Raw genomic sequence first — 23,758 nt, forward strand, 5'->3', positions numbered from 1 at the left:
ACCTCGTGTGTCGCTCCAAAATTTTGTAATGTTGATTGGCATCGACATTAAGATGGTGTTTACGAATCGTAACGGCATCGCAATAAAGAATTGCGTGCCCTGGTGGTGGAATTGGTAGACACAAGGGATTTAAAATCCCTCGGCGTTCGCGCTGTGCCGGTTCAAGTCCGGCCCGGGGCACCATCTATTTCTCTTATAAAGAGACACGTAGTTACCTTAGACTACGATAATCAAATTAAGGCGCCTTGGCAGAGTGGCTATGCAGCGGATTGCAAATCCGTGGACCTCGGTTCGACTCCGGGAGGCGCCTCCATTATTCAATCAAACCAGTCCTAGTGACTGGTTTTTTTGCATCTGAATTTTATCTTTTGTTTTAAACACTTCTTTCTTATTAGGCCTTAATGCTTGGGACTGTATAGACCAACGAAAAGCATTGGATGCAGAAAGCCGTTGATCAAAAGAAGCGGTAGCGTGTTTTCTAATACTTTGGTATTACACAAGTCACATATTGACTAATGCTAGTCAACTTGTTTCATTATTGAGTCGAAACTCTCATAAAATCAGTTGCATAGATGAGACTATAAAACACTAACTCATGTTCTAAGTTTTATAAGAGGCTCTTAATTATGCAATTTAGTCTAAAGAGAAAGATGGTTTTCTCTGTGGTTTTGGCGATTGCGGTGACATCTGCCATTTTACTATTCATTGGCTACAAAACGTTTCAAACCAATAGCTGGCAAGCGATAGAGAGTGAGAGCCGTAATACGCTTCATGCTCACGCTAAAGGTATTGGCGATTGGTTCCACGATAAGAAGCAAGCGGTAAACGGCCTACAGCAACAAATCTCCCTAAACCCAGATCTAGATGTTGTACCGCACCTACGCCAAACATTGGTGTCAGGCGGCTTTGGTTTAAGTTACTACGGTAATAAAGAAGGTGAAATGTTCCGTCATGATCCATCTTTGAATAAACCGGGTTATGACCCACGCCTACGTGGTTGGTACAAAGAAACACTTGCGGCTAATCAAGCGATTACGACTAAACCTTACGTAAGCGTCACAATGCAAACACTAGTGGTCACGCTTACCGATCCAGTATTTGAAAACGGTCAGATTGTCGGTATTGCTGCGTCTAACCTTGCATTGGATAAACTTATTCAAGACGTGTTAGCGATTCCTGTACCGGGTGACGGCCATGCGATTTTGATTGATAAGCAGGGCACAGTTGTGGCGCATAACAACCAAGACTTTATCTTGAAAAAGATCTCGGATATTGCGCCAGAGCTGAATATCTCTAGCCTTAACTCAGCCGCTGCAAATTTGACGACGCTTTATGCCGATGTAGATGGCGTTGATAAAGTGATCATGGCTGAACCAATCAAAAATACCGATTGGATGCTAGTGATAGAGATGGATAAGGAAGTTCTAGAGCAGCCCCTGTTTACTATGCTTTTAAACCAAATCACAACAGGCTTAGTGGTTCTGATTGTAATGGCGGTTGCGACCTCTTGGTTTGTTGCACGTCAGTTGGTGGAACTCGGACGTGTTGGTGAAGCACTAGCAGATATCGCAGAAGGTGAGGGTGACCTTACTCGACGCCTCACAGTATCGAGCAAAGATGAAGTGGGTCAGTTGGCGGATAAGTTTAATATCTTTATCGATCGTCTGCATGACATGATGAAAAACGTGAGTACCGTTTCTTCTGCAATGACGCAGGGCGCGAACCATGCCAATCAAAGTGCAATGAAACGAAGCGAGAGTGTGGGTAAGCAACAAGATGAAATCACTATGGTTGCAACCGCAGTGACTGAAATGGCGACCGCGACCTCAGAGATTGCCGCCAATGCCGACAATACGGCTAAGAGCGCAACGCATTCGGTAGAACTGAGTGAGCAAGGCTTCCATCAAATGGAGAAAAGCCAAGCATCGATCAATGAACTGGCGAGCGAGCTAACCGGTGCAGTATCGATCATCAGTGAGCTAGAAGAGCACGGCCAACAGATCGCGACCATTCTTGCCACTATTCGAGAGATTGCAGAGCAGACTAACTTACTGGCGCTTAATGCTGCAATTGAAGCTGCGCGTGCAGGTGAGCAGGGCAGAGGTTTTGCTGTTGTTGCTGATGAGGTTCGAGTGCTATCACAACGCACCCACGCATCGACAGAAGAGATCGAAGACAAGATCAAGCGCCTACAGCAAGCGACCAATGGTGCGGTGCGAGTGATGAATCAGAGTCATGATATGGCCCGAACCAGTGTTAATGACGTGAACCTAGCGGGTGAAAGCCTAGAGCAGATTCGTGAGGCGATTCAGGTGATCAGCGACATGGCGACTCAGATTGCATCGGCAGCAGAAGAACAGTCGTTAGTGACGGCTGAAATCAACACCAATACAGAGTCGGTTCGTGAAGTGAGTGATGTGATGGCGTTGGATGCGTCAGATGCGGTGGTACAAGCGGATCAACTTAACCAACTTGCCACTGATCTTAAACAGGAGCTAAGCCGCTTTAAGCTATAGAGGTCAATGTAGCTTAGTAACACAATCAATAAAGCACAGGCCATCGAGTCTGTGCTTTTTCGTTTTGGTGCCCGCACTTCAATTCGCAGTTAAAACTACACTCCGCCAGCTATAAGCAAAAAATATAAGCGTAAAACGCTAAGCGTCTGTATTGCTTGCTATCTGCGTCTCTTACAGTAACCTTATTGGCAACCATTAAGTATGTTGAATGATTGGTATGAAGAAGTCTCAGGTATTAGCAGAGAAGTTAAAGAACCAGATAGAACACAATATTTGGTTGAGTGGTGAGAAGCTCCCATCGATACGCAACTCCTGCAAGCGCTATAACCTCAGTATTGAAACAGTACTCCAAGCGTATCAGCAGCTTGAAGCCGAAGGTTATATCTACTCCAAACCTAAGTCTGGTTACTTTGTGTTGCCGCGTCGTGATGTGCTGGTAAGTAAAGAAACCAATCAAAAACCAATCACTCCTTATCACGTGCGAATCAGTGATCTGTTGTATGACGTGCTTCAAAAGGCCAAAGATCCAAGCATCATTCCTTTAAGCTCTGCGTTTCCTGACCCGTCGCTATTTCCGCACCAAGCCTTGTCGCGCAGTTTGGGTAATGCAAGCCGACAGATGCCAGACAACAGTATGCTGACCAACTTACCACCCGGTAACCAAACATTGAGAAGACAGATTGCTCAACGCTATCAAGTGAATGGGCTAAACGTTCTTCCCGACGACATTGTAATTACGTCTGGTGCAATGGAAGCGCTTAGCTTGTGTTTGCAGTCTTGTACTGAGCCCGGTGACCTAGTCGCGATTGAATATCCTGCTTTTTATGGCGTACTTCAAACCATAGAACGCTTAAACCTGACGGCAGTAGAGATCCCAACAGATCCGGAGTCTGGAATTGATCTGGATGTGTTGTCGTCGGTCTTCTCATCTATGGATATCAAAGCATGTTGGTTTATGACGGCGGCTCAAAACCCAGTAGGGTACTCAATGAGCAGTGGTAACAAACAGAGACTTGCTGAGTTGGTCAATCACTACAACATCCCAATGATCGAAGATGATGTCTATCGTGAGTTGTATGTTGGCAGTGAATCTACTTTGCCTGCCAAGGCGTACGATCAGAATGAAAACATCATGCTGTGTGGTTCTTTTTCAAAATCACTCTCTCCCGGCTTTCGAATCGGTTGGGTGGTGGCAGGAAAACAAGCCTTAAAGATTCAGCGTTTACAACACCTTGCTACGCTCTCTAGTAGTATTCCCATCCAGTTGGCTCTGTCCCATTATCTGACTTTTTATAGCTTTGATAATCACCTGAAGAAGCTTAGGAAAGTACTGAATGAACGCAAGCAGCAACACGTTAATTTGTTGGAACAGCACCTACCCGATTGCACCAAGGTTCATAACGCAAAAGGGGGATATTTCCTATGGATTGAGTTGCCGCCACATGTATGCGTCGAGACGCTTTATGATCGGGCACTAGAACAGAATATCTCTGTCGCGCCGGGGATCATATTCAGTGGTGACAAGCGCTTCAACCACCATATTCGCCTGAACTGTTCTTATGCCTGCGATGACAAAATTTCTCGAGCCATCAAAACCTTAGGCCAGCTAGTCTCAGAGCTGGAATCGCAAGGTTAAAAGGGCTGGTGGTCTACAACTGTTTTCTCGACATGAATATCTGATCTGTTCTAATTTTTAGTGGCTGATCTGTTCTAGTTTGGTTCGTGAGAACTGTGCTGAAATACGCTCCAACTTATGTATGAAAGTCATCATTATGATGTTTGGAGCTTTAATGTTTGATGTTGTTGAATTATCACGCTTGCAGTTCGCGTTGACGGCAATGTTCCATTTCCTCTTCGTTCCTCTGACCATTGGAATGTCCTGCCTATTAGCGATCATGGAGTCGATCTATGTGCTAACAGGTAAGCAAATCTACCAAGACATGACCCGCTTTTGGGGTAAGTTGTTTGGGATTAACTTTGCCTTGGGCGTGACTACAGGTCTCACGATGGAATTCCAGTTTGGTACCAACTGGTCTTACTATTCACACTACGTTGGCGATATTTTCGGTGCGCCTCTCGCCATCGAAGCCTTGGTTGCTTTCTTCTTAGAGTCGACCTTTGTTGGCTTGTTTTTCTTTGGTTGGGATCGCTTATCTGCACGTCAGCATTTGATTGTGACCTGGCTAGTCGCGCTTGGTTCGAGCTTTTCCGCTTTATGGATTCTTGTCGCGAACGGTTGGATGCAAAACCCGATTGGTTCGGAGTTCAACTACCAAACGATGCGAATGGAGATGACCAGTTTCGCTGATGTCGTGCTTAATCCTGTTGCTCAAGTGAAATTCCTTCACACAGTCTCGTCAGCGTATACGTGCGGTGCCATGTTCATTCTCGGTATCAGTGCTTACTACCTACTTAAAGGTCGAGACATTGCCTTTGCTAAACGCTCGTTCGCAGTCGCGGCATGTTTTGGTATGGCATCGATTATCTCTGTTCTTGTACTAGGAGATGAATCTGGCTACGAGCTTGGCGACGTACAAAAAGTGAAATTGGCGGCGATAGAAGCAGAGTGGCACACCGAGCCAGCCCCTGCAGCGTTTACCTTGTTTGGCTTACCGAATCAGGATAAGGGTGAAACAGACTATGCCGTAAAGATCCCTTATGTCATGGGCATTATTGCGACGCGCTCTTTGGATGAACAAGTGACGGGTTTGCATGACATACGTGAACAGCATATCGAACGCATTCGCAACGGTATGGTGGCTTATGACTTACTTGAGCGCTTGCGCGCTGGAGACAGCTCCAATGAAACCGTTAAATCGTTTGATGAGGTTAAACAAGACCTCGGCTATGGATTGCTTCTAAAGCGTTATACCGAAACGGTGACTGACGCCACTGAGCAGCAGATCCAGCTCGCTGCAGATGACTCCATTCCAACGGTGTGGCCACTATTTTGGTCTTTCCGAATCATGGTGGGTTGCGGCATCGTGATGCTGATCGTGTTCAGTGCTGCATTTTTACAAACCTATCGCAAGAAAATCACTGCCAAACCTTGGGTACTGAAGGCCGCATTGTGGTCGATTCCTCTGCCTTGGATTGCCATTGAAGCCGGTTGGTTCGTTGCAGAGTATGGCCGACAGCCTTGGGCGGTTGGAGAAATTTTACCAGTCACGATGGCCGCGTCCGAGCAGTCTGTTGAAAACGTATTGTTTACGCTCGCGCTTATCTTAGGCCTCTATACCGTATTTATTATCGTTGAAAGTTACTTGATGGTGACGGTTGCACGCAAAGGCCCAAGCAGTCTGAAAACAGGGCGATATCACTATGAACAAACAAAACCATCGGTTGAAGCCAAGTTGGCATTACAAGTAGAGCAGTAGGACGGATTTTATATGTTTGAATATGAGACGTTAAAAGTAATTTGGTGGGTGCTGATTGGAGTTCTTTTGATTGGCTTTATGGTAACAGATGGTTTTGACATGGGTGTCGGTGCACTGTTGCCAGTGATTGGGCAAACCGATACTGAAAAGCGTGTGATGATCAACTCAATCGCACCGCATTGGGACGGAAACCAAGTATGGTTGATTACCGCTGGCGGCGCCTTGTTTGCAGCTTGGCCTATGGTCTATGCGACGGTATTTTCAAGTCTGTATGTGGCGATGTATTTGGTTCTCATCGGCTTATGGCTGCGCCCACTGGCATTGGAGTATCGAGCAAAAGTTGAAAGCAAGGTGTGGAAGCAGGCATGTGATGCTGCGATTACGTTTGCTGGCGTTTTCCCACCTGTCCTGTTTGGTGTGGCTTTTGGTAACTTAATCCAAGGTTTGCCGTTTTCGTTGGATAGCTTGTTGATGGTCAGTTACCACGGATCGTTTATCGAACTCATTAACCCATTCAGTTTGCTTTGTAGTTTAGTCGCGTTGTCGATGACGTTAACCCAAGGTGGAGCTTGGTTGTTAATAAAAACAAAAGGTGCAATTTATACCAAGGCGAGAACAACGACACAAATGAGTGCCTTAGCGACCTTCGTATTTATGATAATCGGCGGACTCGTTTTGGACCAGTTGATGGGCTTTCAAGTGGTCAGCACACTCGATCACAACGCGGTTTCTAATCCGTTAAACAAGGTTGTTATCGGAGGAGAGGGGATGTGGTTAAGCAATTTTGAAAACCATACTTGGATGTGGTTCGCACCGTTAGGCAGCGTAGCGTTTCCAATGCTGACTTTCATCTTTGCAAGACTAAAGAAAGATTTGGCGGCGTTTATCAGTTCAAGCTTGAGCAACACGTCAATCATTTTAACGGCTGGATTTACCATGTTTCCATTTATCGTGCCTTCGACGATCAACCCGAATTTCAGCCTGACGCTGTGGGATGCGACATCCAGTGAACTGACCCTCAATATCATGACCGGCGTGGCGTTTGTGATGGTGCCGATCATTCTGGGTTACACCGCTTTTAGCTATCGAACGATGTTTGGTCGACTCGATAATGAGTACGTTGAACAAAACAGTCACTCACTGTATTAGGAGGGTTTATGTGGTATTTCGTTTGGATTCTTGGCTTATTACTCGCTTCTGCATTCACGGTATTGAATCTCATTGGACTTGAGAAAGAGGAAAGTAATACCGACTTGCTGGATTAATGTCGGTGTTAGGCGAGTACGCTTTGAGCAACATGGTTTGTTATTAATCTTTAAGTTCGATAAATAAGCATATGAATTAAAAAGATTAAATATCTATTGATTCCGTTGCTCAATCCGTTAAAGTACTTCTCGTTCTCGCGGCATAAGTCGCTGAGAGATGGTGTTGCCATCGCATGATTGCGTTGCCCTGGTGGTGGAATTGGTAGACACAAGGGATTTAAAATCCCTCGGCGTTCGCGCTGTGCCGGTTCAAGTCCGGCCCGGGGCACCATCTACTTACTCGCAAGAGGGAACAGAGTCGACCTCTTAAAACTCGCACAATTTGGCGCCTTGGCAGAGTGGCTATGCAGCGGATTGCAAATCCGTGGACCTCGGTTCGACTCCGGGAGGCGCCTCCAAATTACAAAAGACCAGCCTAGTGCTGGTTTTTTTGTATCTCAATTCTTCTATTTCTTTGATTTCAATAATATAACTCGACCTTGTAAGGGAACGAGCGCTTCAATATCTGACTAGACGTCGACGCCCGTTGTAAGCGTGTGTAATTAAAACGAGCATAATAATAAAACACTGTTCATAATTACTGGGTTCAACTAAAAAGGAATCCCTCATGTTTAGAAATTTTCTGGTTTTCTCTCTCGTTACTATGCTTGCGGGCTGTGTGCTTTATCCGACGACTCGTGACTACTACAAACCTGTGGTTAAGTTAGGGCAAGTCGAAACGGCGAGTGCAGGCTGTGGGTACCATAAAGCCAAGTATGATGGGTTAGAGCAGCGTGCTGGTGGAATCACGGTTCGAGCTTATCCTCATTTCTCCTTAGAAGAAAACACACTGTCGCTGACTCTATCAACGGAATCTGAATACGATAATGTCGAAGTAACTTTGAATAAAGTGGTGAGCAATGATGTGGAATTACCGTCTGTACCTTTGACGCTTTCATCAGATTATGTCGTTAGTGAAGTTTACCGTGCTTGGTATACGTCTGACGCTGTTCGAGTACAAGGTAAACCCGGTAAGTTGTTGATCACGGCGTCGGACAACTATGGCAATACCTACACGTTCGAGTTTGAATTCGCGAGCCAAAAAGATATCTATTATTCTTCGATAAACTGCTAGCCAATCAATCAAGGGGCGTTCATATCTTGTGTTATCTCTGATCAAAGAAATCTTTGTTGCGAATGTACTTACTCATTAAGTGATACGAGAAGGGACGAATCACCCAGCTTAATAGCGAGCGCCCAAAGCGAATTAGAGTTGGAGTGTTCTCATAGATTCGACCGTTGTAAAGCCAGAGCATTCTGCCTGCATGCCAATAGATAAGGGGAATAGGCGGCATGAAAGTCACGATGTCTAAATCACAACAGATACGGTAGGTTTTCTTGTTAAGAGAATAGCGCTGCTTGAATTGCCAGTTGCCAATCGCGGGTTGGCCAAACGTCACGACACGTTTAATGCTCTTAGGGTATTTGTGATTCAGGTAATCAGCGAAAACGCAGCCAATCGCTCCGCCAGAAGAGTGTCCGGTGATGGTAACTCGCTTGCCTTTTTCAATGAGTGGCGCGAGTGTTGTTTCTAAACGTTCGAAGACTGAAGCGCCGAGCGTATCTTCGTTTCTACTGGGTTGGCTCTCTTGAAACAGAAGATGATAAAACCCTGCGTGGATACGGTAGTTGAGCCCAATCGATTTGCAGCTTCTTGTCCATAACGCGAAGTTTAATAGCCAATCACTGAGGCTATGCGAGCCTTTGATCACCACAATCACTTCAGTTTCCGCTTCACTCCACAGCACACGGATCATGGTTTTCCCAAACTGATTTTTGATGATTCGTTGCCCGTTTGGGTCAAACCCATAGCGTGTTTGTTTGAATACCCTTGGGTAGGCGAGATTGCATAAAACGGCATACCTTTCATACTGGTATCTTTTAAGTGGTTTCAAACTTTATTCCAATCGTCCCTTTACTTCTTACCTTAGTGGGCAATTGTGAAAGATCCATGACAATCAGTATGGTTATGATGACTCTCAATGAGGGCGATGCAGTCGTTTTACACAAGAATTGGTTAAAGCAGCAACGAACAGACCGATTAGATATAGACAATTGTTGACGTTATTTTTGAAGGCGCTATAGTACACCCCGTTCTCAAGCATCAGCATGGGACAGTGACCTAATTTACTGTAAATAGGACACATGAAGGCGCCTTGGCAGAGTGGCTATGCAGCGGATTGCAAATCCGTGGACCTCGGTTCGACTCCGGGAGGCGCCTCCATTTCAATATCATTCCAAATTCGGTCAGCTAATGCTGGCTTTTTTTATACCTAAATTTCAGCAAGCCCGATGATATTTATCGCTGATGCCAATTCCCTATAAGATTTGACTGAGCATCATTAGCGGGCTTAGTGACAACTGTGAACTTAGAGTCAGCTTTTTGATCCAAAAACGCCTAGAATTACCCTGTTTCCAATAACCTGTGAGTATTCATGAGAAGTACCGACGATTACATCATCTTTTATCACTTAATGGAGCAAGGCTCTTTTAGTGGCGCTGCCAAACAAATGCAGTTGACTAAATCGGTGGTGAGCAAGCGTATTTCTAAGTTAGAGCAAGAGCTGGGCGTGCAACTTCTCTATAGAACGACGCGCAGTATTAAGCTGAGTGAAGCGGGTCAGTCGTTTTATGAGCAGGCGAAACGCGTATATAAAGCGGTTGCGACAGCCGAAGAGTCAATTGTCGGCCTAGGGCAGAACCTATCGGGTAACATCAAAATTACCGTTCCAACAATATCTGGTGAGTTGATTTTACCGAGCGTCATCGCAGAGTTTAATGAGCAGTACCCGGACATAAATATCGACATGGATTTGGATAATCGATTTGTGGATATTGTGAATGATCGTTTTGATTTGGCGATAAGAACTGGTGTACTCCCTGATTCAAGCCTGATTGCACGTAAGCTGGTGGATGCGCACTGGGTTGTGTGTGCCTCTCCAAAATATCTCGCCGTAAATGGCAAGCCAGATTCCCCTCAAGAGTTAGTCAAACACAACTGCTTGGCGTACTCCTACCAAGAGACAGGGGCAAAAGAGTGGGCCTTTAAAGCGGGCGACGAACTTTACCAAGTCAAAGTCGATGGTAACCTGTGTACCAATAATTCATCGGCACTAAGAAATGTGGCTTTGTTAGGGCAAGGGATCATTTACGTACCTAGAGTCTTGATTCATGATGATTTAGAGCAGGGGCGTTTGATCCAACTTTTTCAAGGACAAACAGCCAAGTGCTTAGGCATTTATGCGGTTTACCCTTATACACGTCAGCAACCTGAAAAGGTGAAGCGTTTTATTGAACACCTGTACCAAGGGTTTCAAAAGCGCAGCCATCAGTTTTAGGCTAAGTCTAAGCAAAGTTTCTAGTTCTTTTTCTGCTCGGTATCTCATGCTTGGCACCTCACTTCACATCTCGAATATTAGTCGGTGTAAGCCACGCATTTGCAATAACTGGATGTGTGACGCAGCTGTTAATGATTGGTTTTGATATTGTTTCCATAAAGAAACAATCTGTTTCTTGCTCAAATTTTGAAGTTTGTTTTAGTTAACTTAATGAAAATATTAGCTTTATTACAAATAAGCTTAATTTTGGATAGTGTTGGCGAGATCAGCAGCGTAGACGCTGTATAACAGGCTGCTTATAGTGGCTGGGCATAATAATTAGAGATATGGATATGAAACAAAAGCAGCTGATTGATCAATTCAAGGTAATCGTGGGTGATGACAATGTGTTAACCGACGATATCAAAACCAAGTATTACCGTTCGGGCTTTCGCTCTGGTGGTGGCTCTGCACTGGCCGTTGTCTTTCCAAATACCTTGGTAGAACAGTGGAAAGTTATTAAGCAATGTGTCGAAGCTAACTGCATTATCATTATGCAGGCTGCTAAAACTGGTTTAACAGAAGGTTCTGCACCAAGCGGTAACGATTATGATCGCGATGTTGTCGTTATCAATATCACTAAAATGAAACAGATCCACCTTCTTGATGGTGGCAAGCAAGCAGTTTGTCTGCCGGGTGCGAGCTTACACTCCCTAGAAAAAACACTAAAAACGGTTAACCGCGCACCACACTCTGTTATCGGTTCTTCTTCTTTAGGTGCGACAGTGGTTGGCGGTATCGCGAACAACTCCGGTGGCGCTCTAGTGAAGCGTGGCCCTGCCTACACTGAGCTTGCGATATTCGCTCAAGTCGATAAAGACGGCAAACTTCATTTAGTTAACCATTTAGGCATTGATGGTCTTGGCGAGACGCCAGAAGAAATCTTACAAAACATTCAAGACGGAAACTTCGACCCAAGTAAAGTGGTTCATGATGATCGCATGGCTTCTGACAAAGAGTATGACGAGCGCGTAAGAGACGTTACCTCTGACATTCCTTCACGATTCAATGCGGATGATCGCCGACTGTTTGAAGCCAGCGGCTGTGCCGGTAAGCTTGGTGTTTTTGCAGTACGTGTTGATAGCTACCCAGTACCTGACAAAGAGCAGGTCTTTTATCTTGGTACAAATGATCCGGCGAAACTCACTCAGCTACGCAAAGACTTTTTGACTCAGTTTGAGAATCTGCCTGAAATGGGCGAGTACATGCACCGTGATATTTTTAATATGGCGGAGAAGTACGGCAAAGATGTATTCCTATCCATCGATCATCTTGGTACGGACAACTTACCAAAGATGTTTGCTTTAAAAGCCAAGGTTGAAAATACCTTAGAACGAATCCCGTTTGTTAGTAAACATCTGCCAGATACGATTTTGTACTATGCGAGTAAATTGTTCCCGCAACATTTACCACAAAGGTTGCTAGATTATCGTGACAAATACGAACACCACTTGATCTTAAAGATGAGTGATGGCGGTATTGATGAGGCTAAGAAATATCTTAAAGAGGTGTGGGCAGCAGAACCAGACCAAGATTACTTTGAGTGTACCGCAGAAGAAGGTAAGAAAGCGTACCTGAATCGTTTTGCAGCAGCAGGAGCGGCGATTCGTTACGAAACCATCCATCGAAATGAAGTAGAGGACATTGTCGCACTCGATATTGCGTTACGACGTAACGACGAGGAGTGGTTAGAAACACTGCCACAAGAGGTGACAGATAACCTTGTGATGCCTCTCTATTACGGTCACTTTATGTGTTTTGTATTCCACCAAGATTACATCTTCAAAAAGGGAACAGACACAAAACGCATGAAGCGATTGATGTTAGAACACTTGAATAGCCGTGGCGCGAAATACCCAGCGGAGCACAACGTAGGACACTTGTACGAAGCGGAAAACTCACTACAGAAGTTCTACCATCAGCTCGATCCAACCAATACCTTTAACCCAGGTATCGGTAAAATGGACAAGTATCGCCGTAATTGTAACTGCTGTGCCTAACGAGCTTTAATCGAAACATAATAAACAAAGCCACTTCAACGAGTGGCTTTGTTGTTTTATAGCGCCTGAGTTCGAGCATTTAGGCGTTTGAGAGTTTGAGAGTTTGAGAGTTTGAGTAAGGGTTTGAAGATCGAACCTGCGATGTTAATACTTCAAATACAAATGACTCAAAAGCTAAAGTTGATTGGAAGAGTAAGGCTTAAGCGTGTACCAGTTATGCTCGTCGGGGGTTTAATTAATGGTTGAGCGCGGTAAACAAGGTCGACAGCTTCGTTATCTAACGAAAGGGTACCCGAACTTTTAACCAACACGACGTCAATCACATTACCTTGGCGATCCATTGTAAATTTGATAACAGGCATGCCTTTCTTCTTCATGCGCTTCGCTTTTCTGGGGTAACGCTTTTCTCGCTCAAGATGTGCATGAAGTGCTTGCTGCCAATTAATTTTAGCCGCTTTTCCCGCTTCAGAAAGTTGTCCAACCCGAAGCGCACTCGCTTGCTGCTGGCTATTTTCAGCCATTAAATTAGGTTGAGATTTTGCTGTTTGCACGATTTGTTGTTGGTCTTTGAGATCATCACTGATTGGACGCGGTTTCTCAATCGGAACGGGTTTTACAATCGCCTTTTGGGGATCGGGGGTGACTTTAGGTTTCGTCTTTTTGACAACGGGAGGCTCTGGACGACTTTTAGGTGGTACAGGCGTTTTCGCAATCTGTTTTGGCTCCTCGGGTTTAGTTTTCGTCTCTTTTTCCGGCTTGGCCTCTTGGTTGATTGCTGATGAAAGCGCGTTTGCTTTCTCAACCTCAACGAACTTTGGCTGCTCTTTCACAGCTTTCGGTTTGACGATTGGTTGTATCTCCTCAACCGTTGCAGCTTGGATCATCTGCTCTTGAATTATCTCAGGTTGATTTTCGCCTATCTCCGTATCTTCTACTTGCATTTTTGCCATCGCAAGAGGGGCAACAATCGTAACCTTAATGGGTGCAGCTTGCGGAGGCGGAGCAAAATCGTACTCAGGTGTCCAAAGGTAATAAACAAGAGCAGATAAGTGAAGGGCAACACTCAATGCAAAACCGACGACAAACCAAGGCCGACGAGGCTTACGTGATCGGACCCTTAAGGTGGCAAAAATACTCATGCTTATTACCCCTGCGGCGTTTCTAAACCAACGAGCGCAATCTGGCTGTATCCGGCGCGTACAAGTGTGTTCATGACTTTCATGAGTTCGTCATAGGTAATGCTTTTGTCAGCTCTTAGATAAATTCTCTGATTCTGGTCCTCGATAAGTAGCGGAAGATCAAATGGTAGCTGTTCTAACGTTGAAGTCTTATCCTCACCTAATGTCAGCTCTAGCCCCTTACCAACGGTAAGGAACAAAGGTTCATCAGGTAAAGGTGTGGCTTCAGCAGAAGATGAAGGTAGATCGACGGGTACATTAACGGTAGCCAATGGTGCTGCTACCATCACAATGATGAGTAGAACGAGCATTACATCAACCAAGGGTGTCACGTTGATATCGTGGTTTTCCACCAGTTCATCGCTGTCTGAAGATGTTTGAAATCCCATATCACACCACCTGCTTTAATTGTGATGGCGTCTCTTCATTGGTATCGCGGTCACAATCTCGGCTAACAAGTACCATGGTCGCAACAGACACGTCTGTTAGGAGTGCTTTATAGTGTCCAATACGTCGAGAAAAATAGTTATACATCATCACCGCAGGAATAGCGGCAACCAAACCGATCGCTGTTGCGAGTAGTGCTTCAGCTATACCAGGGGCCACAACGACAAGCGTCGTACTTTTGGCTTTCGCGATGCCGATAAACGCATTCATAATTCCCCAAACTGTACCAAATAGGCCGATGAATGGGCTAACTGAACCTATGGTTGCCAAAATGCCCGTCAGTGACGTCATGTCTCGGGTTAACTCTGCTTGAACTCGCTCAAGTCTTAATTGAACGCGTTCTTTAATGCCGTTATGAGTCGCAGGGCCTTGACCGGACATATAGATTTCGTGCTGTGCAGCGGTCACTACGGAGACTTCTTGCCCTGCTTGTAGCGTAAGAGCGGATTCCGCATGCTGAAGAGTGTCTGCGGTCACTAGGGTTGCTAATAGTTGCTTAGTTCTTTTCGTAGCAAGAACGAGCTGTATCTGCTTAGTAATGAAGACTGCCCAGCTCAAAATGGAAGCCACTAATAAAGCGATCATAACCGACTTAACTACCCAATCTGCAGCATGGTACATTCCCATCGGCGAAAGATCGTGGGTGATCAATGGATTTGAAGGTGGGGCAATCTGTTGGTTTGAGACCACAGTATCGGAGATAGGTTGAATCGACGTATCACTCAAAGAATAATGGGAAAACGTCAGCATTAAAAACACTGACGCGATACGAAAAAAAAGCGTTGTCATTAGGTATCACTCACTAGGGATTGAATTAGGCTGGTGGAATAAATTTCCACGTTGTCGCTACCTATACCGAATGAAATTAAAAAAACCGTAAAGAAATTTTAATTATTTTAAAAACGCCTAGTGAACTTGATAGTGATCTCATTTTGCTGGTAGGTGTAGAGCCAATCAACATTGCTTTTTATTCTTTTATGATTCCAAACCAATGAAGGGGTAACACCGAATAACTTGATATCTTTTAGCGAAGCAGAGAGCGCGTAATTTTGCTCTTTATCTCTACGCGTTTCGCTCAGAATGCTATTGAAGCCTTGGTAGTCACGATGTCTAAACGATCCAAAAAGTGTCAGATCAACCCAAGGAATCACATCTGAATTCAAGCCAATTTTACCGCCATAAAGCTCGTAAGCATGGACTTGTTCTTTGTTCTGTTTACCTGTCCAATCTATGCCACCGAATAACAATAGGTCATGATTAAATTGGTACCAATAAGTAAGATACGAAGCCAGCTGCCAGTCTGTTTGATAACTGAGTACACTTGGGATGTAGTCTTGATAGTCGGCTTTGAACTCGAATTTAAGGGCACTGTTTTGGCTGGTTGTTCTAAGCCAGTCTAATTTAACTCCTGAGCTGAAATAAACAGAGCTGTTCGCGTAACGACTTAATTCAAAAGAGGGGCCGATTGATACTTTGTTGAGGCGATTATGAAAACTGTATCCGAAGCCGATTCGAGAAGTATGTTCATTGTAATCACTGTTGTTCCCGTAGTTAGTGCCATAAGTTAGGCCTTGTAAATGAATACCGTGGTGTCGAGACAAAGAGAAACGTTTATTGATACTCGCCTCAAAATCGATCCCATATGCTTTTTCTTTTTTAGGCGTGACACGGTCAAAGAGACACTGACCTGTGTTGGATGTCACTAGGCAGGTATAGGATTCAGAAGAGCTGTTTAAGTTATCATTAAAAGAACCGCCAATCGCCACAGACCCGTTCCAGCTGTCGCGAGCAATAAGTGCTTGGGTAAAGCTGTCGATGGTTCGAATCACACCAGCAGCTCTCGGATTTTGTGAGGGTATTTTTGATTTGATTTGATTGAACAGGTTGAGCGCATCTCGGTTTTGGTTACTTTCAAACAAGACTCGTGCTAGCTCTAACTGCGCGGGGATAAAATTGGGTTGTAAGGCTAATGCGTCTTCGAATGCGAGTTGGGCGTGTTCCAGATCACCTTTAGCTCGAGAGATTGCGCCGTCAGCGTAATTCAGTAACAGTGGGTCAGGCTGTTCAAACTGTCGATAGATTTCCAGTAACTGGCTAGCTTGCACCCATTGACGGTAACGAACAGCAAGATGAAGAGCTTTCGCGACTTGATTCACATCGTTTGTGTCGATCTGGTATCCAGTTTGGGCTGGTTTTTGGGAGTTAGCTTCGCGCTGGTTCTCTTCTTCAAGTATTGCTTGTTCTTTGTTTTGAGCCGACAGGGCGTCTCGTTGTTCAATACGAAACTGCGTATCCGTGTCTTGAGCCCAAGAAAGAGGTGAAGATAAAACGCAAGACAATAGTAGGTAACGTATAAGTGGAGTGGTGTTGGAGTTCATGTGGTGCTCATTAAAAAGAAGCAGCCGAAGCTGCTTCTTAGCCATTGAAGGTGATTACTGTTTTGCACCGCCGAATGCAGTATCAAGATCAGAGTTGCCAGCAAAAGTCGCAATACCTGCAAGTGTTGCTGCATCTGCGCCAAAGAAGTGACCTTGAGAAATACCTTGAGTTGTCACACCTGCTTGGTTAGCTGTTGCCGTACCATTGAACGAAGCGCTTGCTGCATCAATCGTGCTATCCACATTGATAGATAGAGACGCATTAGCAATGTCGCCTGTTAGAGTTTGTTGAGCGAAATCAGCAGTAAACGTGCCTTCAAGCTGGTTACTACCGCTAAAGTGGTTAATACCAGTAATGTTGTACGTCGCGCTACCTGAGGTAGGTACAGTGGTACCAGTGTTGTCGCCTACATAGTAAACAGTGCGGTTGTTGTAACCTTTATCCTGCTCCCCTTCATACCACTCACCAAACCAAACGTCTTGGTTAGCCGCTTGCGCAAAGTTGTAGTGCGTTGAACCAAAGTGTTTACTGCCAGAGGTGTGTACGCCATTTCGTTTTTTACTGCTGAAAATATTGCCTGCTAGACCATCGAAATCGACGCGCTTACCTGTTGAGCTGCCAATGCCGGCTTTACCTTTTGAGTGAAACAGTGGGACGTAAACTTCAGATTCACCAACCTGACGTAAAGAGTCGTCGCTAATCGCGCCATCAAAACCTGCTTGTACAAGTGGGCTAAGGCCAATCATTGCTGCCGCGATCCATGAAAGTTGAACTGGTTTCATTTTGATTCCTTTTAAATTGAGTATGGTAAGTAAAAAGCAAACCCAACATCCGGTGCGCGCGACAGATGTCGTGCTTGCTTTCAACTATTACACCGTTTAGGAAAGAGAAAGCCGCAATAGAAAATCGCATTTTTTAATAAAATTTTATCGGCTAGTGAAATCGTAGTAACTGCCAATACGCTCTATCAGCGTAAAGTCATTTGGCCCATTTAAACTCCACGCAAAACCGAAAAGAACTCGAGAGGTTCGGCCATGTGTTGGAGGAGAAAGCAAAGTCAGGGTTTCGCGGGTTCCTGCTGGAATCACATAAACATCAGATTCGGCGATCTCACCAAAAGGGGTTCTTATGATGGGTTGTACAATGTCTTTACTGTCAGATGCAGACGTAATGGTAAGCGTGATGTCTTTTTCGACAGCTTCAAATGTAAAGGACCCTAGAGTGTAGTACTCAGGTACTGCTCCAGTATCGTTGGTTAGATCTATGCTCTTATCTTCTTTGAATGGCAGAAGTAACGGTTCGGTTTCATCTCTCAGAAAGATTTTTGCATGCGGGCCATCTAACGAAGCAACGCGCACGTATGTAGGCCTGTAGGGTAAATCGGTGAACTCCCCGTCACTTACTTCGACATTGACAGCAAATTGTCCACCTACATCAGCAACAAAGCTTGTGGTTTCAGCACTAGGGTTACCAATAGTTGCATTGCTCCCTTGCGGCGTTGATGCAAAGAACCAATTAAAGGTGAGGGGATCGCCGTCCGGGTCAGAACTTTCGGTGGCGGACAAAGGAATCGTCATTCCCTCTATTGCTAGCATCGCATGGCTACTATACGCAATTGGAGGTCGGTTTTGATGGTTTTCATTAAAGGTGACGGTTGTGGTCGCCTTAGTTGATAAGAAACCATCGGTGACGGTTAATTCCACCACATAGTCACCTGCCACATCAGCGGTTAAGTCGGGGTATTTGCCCTCATATTTACTGAGGCTAGGCTGACTCCCGTCTGGCTGGTTGATAATTTGCCATTGACGGTAAAGCTCATCGCCGTCAGCGTCCGTGGATGTGTCAAACAGTTTGACTGATTGCGATAGGGACGCGCTGTACGTTGGGGTAAGTGAGACCACCGGTGGCGAGTTGTCTTGGTCGGGTTTAGCTACTATTTTTACTTGATTTGGGCGACTGTTGACTTTGCCATCGTTGACCACCAACGAGAGATAATACGTACCAATCTGATCCGCAACGAAAGTCGGTTTGATGGCCTCCAAGCTGGAAAGCTGTGCTTCACTTCCTGCGGGTTTTTCTGAGAATGACCACGAATAAGAGATGAGGTCGTTGTCATAATCAACACTACGCGTGCCGTCTAAGTGGACGACTTGATTAACTTTAACTTGTTGATTGATGCCAGCGATAGCGATCGGAGTTTGATTATTCGGGTCGCTTGTCGGCGATGAATCAGAAGCGCTTCCATTACACGCCGTAATGAAAGCGAAAGAGAGAATTATTGGAAACTTGTAAGTATAGCCATGCATTGCAATACACCGTCGAGAGTAGAATGTTAAGTCATCGTTTTTTGCCTTTCCTTGCTATACCGTTTAAGAAAGAGAAAACCGTAATCCAAAAATAAAAAAGCGCGAATGTTCGCGCTTTTGGTAGGTTTAGTTTGGAGACTAATGATTCGAGTTTGGAATCTAGAGTCTTTAGCTTGGAAGACAGTGAACTTAGTTAGCCTCAGCACTAAAGTCGTAAGCAACGCCCATGTAGTTTGTGAAATCACTGTCAAGGATGAACGAATATACAACGTTGGTTCGCGCGCCCGTCGTCGGTTTTGCCCACATTTTCACGTAAGCCACATCCCCTGCATGTAGGACCTGGTTTAGTTCTATCCCTGTCATTTTCGGTGCATAATCTTCACCTCTGAAATCCATCTCAGTAATTTCACTGATTGTGTAGTCTTTACCAACCGCCTCTAGAGTATAAGTTCCCACTAGAACGTATTCGGGAGAATCACCTGTGATGGTTTTATCTAGGGTAATCGGCGTCGGTGTGTAAGGTAGGGCATGTACTGTTTTTTCATCTCCAAAGGTAAAGATGATTTCGCTGCTGCCTATGGCACTTGCGCTTAAGCGAACCATATCGGCTTCACTGGTGAATTCACCGTCATTTACAGTCAGCGAGAAGAGGTAATCACCCACTTGGTCGGGTGTGAAATCAGGTTTCGCGACTGTCGAGTCTGACAGTTCAGCCGTACTATTTTCCGGTTTAGAAAGTAGTTTCCACGTGTACGTAATCGCATCTTCATTGCCGTCGTAGCTGCCGCTGCCATCTAAGGTTGCTGTTTCTCTAATCTCTAATGACTTTGCGCCACCTGCATTAGCGACAGGAGCAACGTTTTCTGCTGAATAAGACACAGTCACTTCTTGGCTAACGCTCTCGGAACCGTCGCTTACTGTTAATTTCAGTTTGTAGTCACCGGCTGTATTAGAAAGTAGTACTGCTGTTGATGCTCCGCTGCCCGTGAGTTTCATTGTCGCACTATCTGGTGTTGATAAAAGCGCCCATTGATAAGTTAAAACATCGCCATCAAGGTCGACGGCGTTAGACGGAATTTCGATAGATTTGGTTAGAGCAACACTTGGTGGTGTCGCAATATCGATGATTGGCGCCACGTTTTGTGATGCGTCAGTGACTTCAATGGTTTGCTTTGTGGTGCTTGAAGTGCCAGATACTGCACTTTCTAGTTCAAATGTGTAATCACCAACAACATCTGGAGTGAAATAAGGTGAAATGGCTTTGCTTGCGTTAAGTGCAGCGTTACTGCCATCAGGCTTGCTTGTGAGCTTCCATTCGAAAGTCATGTTTTCGTTGTAGGTATCTAAACCTTGGGTTGCATCTAAGCGCACACGCTTGCCTAATTTGGCATAAGATTTTTCTACAGTTGCGTTGTTTGAAGAGTCTGAACTGCTGTCGCTGCTCCCACTACCGCATGCGATAAGCGCTGGCATAGCAGCAGCAAGTAAGGTCCATTTTAGTTTTGAAGTCATGTATTTTTTCCTAATCATGAGTGGCAAAGCTGTTTGAAATCAGCCATGCAAATGTCAATTTCATTGGGTATACCGAATCAAGATGAGAAACCCGTAAAGAAAAACGCCCCGAAAGGCGTTTTATTATGGTTTTGAGTGATACGTTTGATTCCAAACGAGTCTGAAAGGCAATATCAGTGGTCTTTTTATTAAAATTTACCACTTAGTTTGAAGGTTAATGTCCGGCCTGGAGCGGGCATACCTGATACCGAACCTGTATCTAAGTAATAAACATCAGATAAATTATTACCAATCAGTTCAGCACTCAGTTTTTTTGTGAAGGCATATTTGACGTAGGCATCATAAGTAATCACCTCAGTTCTTTTTATGATCTCATCTTCATGACTCGCTGAAACGTAGTTGGTACGTACGCCTGTTTCTAAGTCGGTATCAAAGAAACGAGTACCTAGTAAAATACTGCCTGTATATTCAGGTGCTGCATGGGCAGCAAGGAAGCTTCCTTCTGAAAATCCACCACGAACACAGGTTTCTTCGGATGGGGTATTGCCTGAAATTACATCCTTTATATAACCTTGAGCGGCTGAGTTTTTGTCACAAACCTCGTTTCGGAAGTTGTAAGCAATTGAGGCATCAGCAAAATAATCGCTGTTATCAAACTGCCCATTGATCTCAATACCGCTGGTTCGTTGGCTATCTAGGTTAGTGAAGTTATAACTGTCACGGTCTCTATCCATCACATCGTCAATGGTTTGATCAAAATAGGTCAGCTTAAAGCTCGCATTATCGAAGTAGTGAATGTAGGCCGTCTCGTACAGTTTGGCACGCTCAGGTTGTAGTGGAGCACTTGCGACGGGGTTGCTACTGAATCCACTGGTACTTTCAAATAAGCTTGGGAAACGTAAAGTCTCAGCATAACGTGTGTAAATTCGGCTGTTATCGCTGATTAACCATGTGGCTGTGACAGAAGGCATCCAACCGCTACCGCTAGTTTTGTACTGGGTATTGTATTCTTCAGAAGTTTCAAGCGACTTGGCTTTACAACTGCCTTCGATGTAGTTTTCTTGTTGCATGGCAATACGACAAGCATTGTTCGCCAGATCGAGCTCGTTGTCGCTATTGGTTAACCAATTGGATGCATGGTGCTCGATGAAAGTGGTTTGATTTTGCGCCGCTTCGGTTTGTGTTTGTAGCTTTTGTTGTAATATGGCATCGAAATTAGCGAGTTCAGCTTGTCGTTCGTCTAGCTGACTTTGGTACTCACTGGCTTGATCAGGGAACATAACGATCAAGTTTTGCAATCTATCTATCTCAGTATTGAGGTTTTGTTGCGTGAAAGTGACTCTTACCTCATGCTCTGCATTTGCTACATTTTGTGCGATCTCTTCCGGCGCATAGGTTTCTAGAGTTTGATACGTTAGTTGGTAGCCGTCTTTCTTGTACTCTTTAAGAGGGCTAATGTCGCCAGAGTTTACTTGATGTTCGATGTAGTAATCTGTCGCATTGTAAGAGATGTAACGAACACCAGAATCTAACACGATGGATTCATGTGGGCGCCATTCAATCTTTACTGCGCCGTTGTATTCTTCTCTTTCACCGGCACGGACTGCACCACCATAGAAATCGACAAGGTTGGCTAGTCCCTCTTTAGGGTTCAATTCGTGCATCATGTAACTGCCGGACAACGTCATATCAATAGAGTCTGTCAGTAGCATCTTGTTATTGAAATCGAACCCGTACCTTTGCTCATCACGGTTAACGACGGATGTGTTTATGATGATGTCAGGCGTATCGCTTTTGTAGTTCACGAAGTTGGGGAAGCCATAACCAGTATTGCTGCGTGAATCTGTTTTTGTCAGCCATAAGTTGGTGCTTAGGTTTAGCAAATCGTGTTCAGGGTTAGCTCTAAATTTCAGGGTGTAAGCTTGCATTTTTGCGATCGCAAGCGGCCACTGAGCGAGTCCGTCGGAATTACGGTAGTCTGAACGACTCGCCAATATTTCACCATGAGTACTTTCCGTGTATCGGATACTGGCGTGCAGTTTGTAGTAATCACTGAAATTGATTGTGCCTTTTAACAGTGCTGATTCCATTTCGGCCGATGTGTTGGGTACTTCGTGGCCTGGGTAGTGGACCAATGCCATGTGTTCAGGTCTTAAAAGTGGATTTCGCCCCGCGACTTGGTCACTCGAGTTATTATCAAATGGTTTCGAGTAGAAGTCAGCTTTGCTTGTACCTGAGTAGTAGTTGCCTCGATTTCGGTATGCGTATGCGGCTAACCAGTCAAATTTTGGTTCGATTCCAGCGAGTGCGAGGCGGTAGGCGACGTCTTCTCCATTGAAGGGATTATCTGTTTTGTTGTCTCTGGTTTGGAAACGAAGTTCTGGATCGTCGTACAGTGGAACACCACCTAGCTCGGCATAAGCAGGGACGTCTTGCCAACGTTTTCCGGTATGCAGTCGCGCTTTGTTTGGCTCGATGGAGTTACTGCTGCTTTCGGCAACTAACTCAATACCAAATTGTTCACCTTCTTCAAGGATATCTTGCGGTTGCAAGGTAGTCACCTTTACGGCACCACCTGTTGAGGTATTGATCTCTGAGTTTAATTGAGCACCTTGATAGACGGTCATACTGCCGATGAGGTTGGGGTCAATGTAGTTTCTGTTCGATGACCCACGATAGCCGTTATACACTGAAATGCCTTGTTCAGTACCATCGATAACAACAGGTACACGACCAAAGCCTTGTACTCCACGTACGTTCGGGTCGATACTGCCACCGCCATTTCGTGCTTCGCCACTGTGTGTGTTGGCGACACCGGTGAATAGATCCGCTGCACTGGTTCCTTTGAAACGTTCGATTTCTTCTTTCCCAAGATAAGCGGTTGCGACGTCTTTATCGTACACATCCATTTCACCGTCTGTGTCTCTTTGATAGGCGTCATCAAAATGGGTGCGAACTTGTATAGCATCGAGCGTCATCGAGTCTGTAGTCGGTACGAGGTAGTAAACACCATCAGACTGTTTTTGTGCTTGCAGACCGGTATTGGTCAACAGCATAGACAGCGCTTGTTCATTGTTGTACTGGCCGACTAAACCTTGGCTGTAGAGCTCTGAAGAGAGTGAGGAATCTAGATAAAATTCGATACCCGATTCAACGGCAAAGTGGTTGAGAGCACTGTCTAGGGTGCATGCTGGAATATTATATTGATGATCTTCTGCAGCGTGAGAAGCAAAAGGAAAACTCAATATAACGACACCGAGTTTCAAAGTGGTAATTTTGGAGAGTAGCGAGCGCTGCTTGGCATTTGGCACCGTAATTTCCTTATCGGGATTTCTAACTGACTGTCACATACACCGAACAAG

General features: G+C 45.0%; 17 protein-coding genes and 5 tRNA genes. 13 read left to right on the forward strand and 9 right to left on the reverse strand.

Annotated features, from left to right (window positions below; genetic code table 11):
• The first annotated feature begins 96 nt into the window (after positions 1–96).
• From KI655_RS11710 to KI655_RS11755, 10 genes are all read left to right on the forward strand, one after another.
• Positions 97–183 (forward strand) — tRNA-Leu (locus KI655_RS11710).
• 56 nt (positions 184–239) lie between these two features.
• Positions 240–313 (forward strand) — tRNA-Cys (locus KI655_RS11715).
• 337 nt (positions 314–650) lie between these two features.
• Complete coding sequence (locus KI655_RS11720; RefSeq protein WP_285405676.1) at positions 651–2,516, forward strand: methyl-accepting chemotaxis protein; 1,866 nt, start codon at positions 651–653, stop codon at positions 2,514–2,516.
• 217 nt (positions 2,517–2,733) lie between these two features.
• Positions 2,734–4,152, forward strand: a complete 1,419-nt coding sequence (locus tag KI655_RS11725; RefSeq protein ID WP_285405103.1) for a PLP-dependent aminotransferase family protein — start codon at positions 2,734–2,736, stop codon at positions 4,150–4,152.
• A 154-nt stretch (positions 4,153–4,306) separates the two neighbouring features.
• Positions 4,307–5,893 (forward strand): cytochrome ubiquinol oxidase subunit I, encoded by a 1,587-nt coding sequence (locus tag KI655_RS11730; RefSeq protein WP_285405105.1) that lies wholly within the window; start codon positions 4,307–4,309, stop codon positions 5,891–5,893.
• A 12-nt stretch (positions 5,894–5,905) separates the two neighbouring features.
• Positions 5,906–7,042, forward strand: coding sequence for a cytochrome d ubiquinol oxidase subunit II (gene cydB / locus KI655_RS11735; protein WP_285405107.1), 1,137 nt, complete (start codon positions 5,906–5,908; stop codon positions 7,040–7,042).
• Between the two features lie 8 nt (positions 7,043–7,050).
• Complete coding sequence (gene cydX / locus KI655_RS11740) at positions 7,051–7,158, forward strand: cytochrome bd-I oxidase subunit CydX (protein ID WP_285405109.1); 108 nt, start codon at positions 7,051–7,053, stop codon at positions 7,156–7,158.
• A 184-nt stretch (positions 7,159–7,342) separates the two neighbouring features.
• A tRNA-Leu gene (locus KI655_RS11745) sits at positions 7,343–7,429 on the forward strand.
• Between the two features lie 53 nt (positions 7,430–7,482).
• Positions 7,483–7,556: transfer RNA gene (locus KI655_RS11750), tRNA-Cys, on the forward strand.
• Positions 7,557–7,765: 209 nt separating this feature from the next.
• Positions 7,766–8,272 (forward strand): hypothetical protein, encoded by a 507-nt coding sequence (locus KI655_RS11755; protein WP_285405111.1) that lies wholly within the window; start codon positions 7,766–7,768, stop codon positions 8,270–8,272.
• Between the two features lie 31 nt (positions 8,273–8,303).
• On the opposite strand, the gene KI655_RS11760 is transcribed toward KI655_RS11755, so the two are convergent.
• A complete protein-coding gene (locus KI655_RS11760) occupies positions 8,304–9,092 on the reverse strand; it encodes a lipase (protein ID WP_285405112.1) in 789 nt (262 codons plus the stop codon).
• A gap of 255 nt (positions 9,093–9,347) precedes the next feature.
• On the opposite strand from KI655_RS11760, the gene KI655_RS11765 reads away from it, so the two are divergent.
• From KI655_RS11765 to dld, 3 genes are all read left to right on the forward strand, one after another.
• Positions 9,348–9,421, forward strand: a tRNA-Cys gene (locus KI655_RS11765).
• A 211-nt stretch (positions 9,422–9,632) separates the two neighbouring features.
• On the forward strand, positions 9,633–10,535 hold the full coding sequence (locus KI655_RS11770) for a LysR family transcriptional regulator (protein ID WP_285405113.1): 903 nt from the start codon (positions 9,633–9,635) through the stop codon (positions 10,533–10,535).
• A gap of 332 nt (positions 10,536–10,867) precedes the next feature.
• Entirely contained in the window at positions 10,868–12,574 is a 1,707-nt protein-coding gene (dld, locus tag KI655_RS11775; protein ID WP_150869649.1) for a D-lactate dehydrogenase, read from the forward strand.
• Between the two features lie 167 nt (positions 12,575–12,741).
• On the opposite strand, the gene KI655_RS11780 is transcribed toward dld, so the two are convergent.
• The 8 genes from KI655_RS11780 to KI655_RS11815 form a co-directional block, all read right to left on the reverse strand.
• The gene (locus KI655_RS11780) at positions 12,742–13,713 is read right to left on the reverse strand and encodes an energy transducer TonB (RefSeq protein ID WP_285405117.1); all 972 of its coding nucleotides are present in this window, start codon (positions 13,711–13,713) and stop codon (positions 12,742–12,744) included.
• Positions 13,714–13,718: 5 nt separating this feature from the next.
• Positions 13,719–14,141, reverse strand: coding sequence for a biopolymer transporter ExbD (locus tag KI655_RS11785; RefSeq protein ID WP_150869647.1), 423 nt, complete (start codon positions 14,139–14,141; stop codon positions 13,719–13,721).
• A gap of 1 nt (position 14,142) precedes the next feature.
• Positions 14,143–14,988, reverse strand: a complete 846-nt coding sequence (gene exbB / locus KI655_RS11790) for a tonB-system energizer ExbB (protein WP_285405120.1) — start codon at positions 14,986–14,988, stop codon at positions 14,143–14,145.
• Between the two features lie 107 nt (positions 14,989–15,095).
• The gene (locus KI655_RS11795; protein ID WP_285405121.1) at positions 15,096–16,577 is read right to left on the reverse strand and encodes a porin family protein; all 1,482 of its coding nucleotides are present in this window, start codon (positions 16,575–16,577) and stop codon (positions 15,096–15,098) included.
• Positions 16,578–16,631: 54 nt separating this feature from the next.
• Entirely contained in the window at positions 16,632–17,360 is a 729-nt protein-coding gene (locus tag KI655_RS11800; RefSeq protein WP_285405123.1) for a Slam-dependent surface lipoprotein, read from the reverse strand.
• 144 nt (positions 17,361–17,504) lie between these two features.
• Positions 17,505–18,884, reverse strand: coding sequence for a PKD domain-containing protein (locus tag KI655_RS11805; protein WP_285405125.1), 1,380 nt, complete (start codon positions 18,882–18,884; stop codon positions 17,505–17,507).
• A 189-nt stretch (positions 18,885–19,073) separates the two neighbouring features.
• Positions 19,074–20,396: a PKD domain-containing protein gene (locus tag KI655_RS11810; protein ID WP_285405127.1), complete on the reverse strand. Its 1,323-nt coding sequence runs from the start codon at positions 20,394–20,396 to the stop codon at positions 19,074–19,076.
• Between the two features lie 188 nt (positions 20,397–20,584).
• Entirely contained in the window at positions 20,585–23,707 is a 3,123-nt protein-coding gene (locus KI655_RS11815) for a TonB-dependent receptor domain-containing protein (protein ID WP_285405130.1), read from the reverse strand.
• Positions 23,708–23,758: the final 51 nt, after the last annotated feature.

Origin of the sequence: Vibrio sp. D404a, assembly GCF_030248535.1 — a bacterium.
GTDB lineage: Bacteria > Pseudomonadota > Gammaproteobacteria > Enterobacterales > Vibrionaceae > Vibrio.